Annotated in this window: 1 protein-coding gene and 1 pseudogene; both read right to left on the bottom strand. The window is 55.6% G+C overall.

Annotation, left to right across the window (positions count from 1 at the left end; genetic code table 11):
• Nucleotides 1-1021, bottom strand: a 1021-nt coding sequence (locus RMO15_RS16515) for an ABC transporter permease (protein WP_309714546.1), incomplete at its 3' end; no start/stop codon positions are given.
• Between the two features lie 50 nt (nucleotides 1022-1071).
• Nucleotides 1072-1419, bottom strand: a pseudogene (locus RMO15_RS16510) (ATP-binding cassette domain-containing protein); the annotation flags it as partial.
• Nucleotides 1420-1433 lie beyond the last annotated feature (14 nt).

The raw sequence follows: 1433 nt of genomic DNA, 5'->3' as shown, positions 1-1433 counted from the left end.
GTAGTCCTCCAAGGAGAGACATGATCGAGGATTCGATCAAGAACTGCATCATGATGTCGCGCGGATTTGCACCGACGGCTTTTCGAATCCCTATTTCTCGTGTTCGCTCGGTAACGCTCACGAGCATGATGTTCATGATTCCGATACCCCCGACAACGAGCGAAATGACGGCCACAGCGCTCAGAAGTGTCGTCATCGTTCCGGTGACACTTTGCTGCCGCTCCATGAGTTCCGTCTGGCTCATCACCTGAAAGTCATCGTTATCCGGATAGGGTGGACGGGTGTGGTGCCTTGAGCGCAGGAGGTTTGAGATCTGTTGTTGAGCGAGAGGCATCGCTTCAGGTGACTTGCACCTCACCGCGAGCATGTTGAGGTGATTCGTGTTCATCACTCGCCTCATCGCCGTTTGAATCGGCATCAGAACGACGTCGTCTTGATTCTGCCCAAACGCTCCGGATCCCTTCGGTGCCAACATCCCGAGGATTAGAAAGCTCTGGCGGTTGAGCAGGATGGTCTGGCCGGTCAGATCACCTTTCGCATCGCCCAATAATTTGTCGGCAACCGCCGTCCCAACGACGCAGACCTTTTGAGCTCCATCACCTTCGTAGGCTAGAAACATTCGTCCGGACTTCATCATCGCGTTGTTGACGAAGAGATAGTCAGGAGTGCTTCCGAGGAGCGAGCTGGTTGCATCCTTCCCATTCAGTCGAATCTGGATGTTCGAGTTGACCATCGGAGCAACCGCCAGGATTGTCTCGGGGAAGCTCCTTCCGATCACACGCGCATCGTCAAGAGTCAATCGGTTTGGCGACCCTGAGGCAGTGGCGTTCCCGCTCGCGTTTTGAGTTACGGCGGCGGTGATCCGAACTCGGGGGCGTCCGGGCCTAATCGAGAGTAGATTTGTCCCGAGCGAATTCACCGCGTCCGTCACGCTCTTGGTCGCGCCTTGCCCGATCGCTACGACGAGAATCACGACGGCAACACCAATCACGATGCCGAGCATCGTCAGTGCTGTTCGCATCTTGTTCGCGTTGAGTCCGCGAAGTGCGAGTCTGAGGCTCTGAACGAGGTTCACTTCACCTCGATGGCTGATCGTTTGGCCGAACGCGCACGATCCTCTTCGATTCTAGCTTTTCGCATTTTCTCAAGTTCGTGGGTCGCGACCAACCGAGTCTTGTTCTGCTCATCCTCGATAATCCTGCCATCGCGAAAGGTGACCGTTCGCTTGCAGTGAAGTGCGATATCCGGTTCGTGGGTGACCATGACGACGGTAGTGCCCTCGTCATTCAGACTTTGGAAAATCTCCATGATCTCTTCGCTTTGCAGACTCGCGAGGTTGCCCGTAGGTTCGTCGGCAAGAAGCAACCTTGGTTGGGTCGCAATCGCGCGAGCAATGGCCACGCGCTGTTGTTGGCCACCAAGTCAAATCGCCC

Origin of the sequence: Armatimonas sp., assembly GCF_031410135.1 — a bacterium.
In the GTDB taxonomy this organism is placed as follows: Bacteria; Armatimonadota; Armatimonadia; order Armatimonadales; family Armatimonadaceae; genus Armatimonas.
This window is presented reverse-complemented; position numbering and strand designations above follow the sequence as displayed.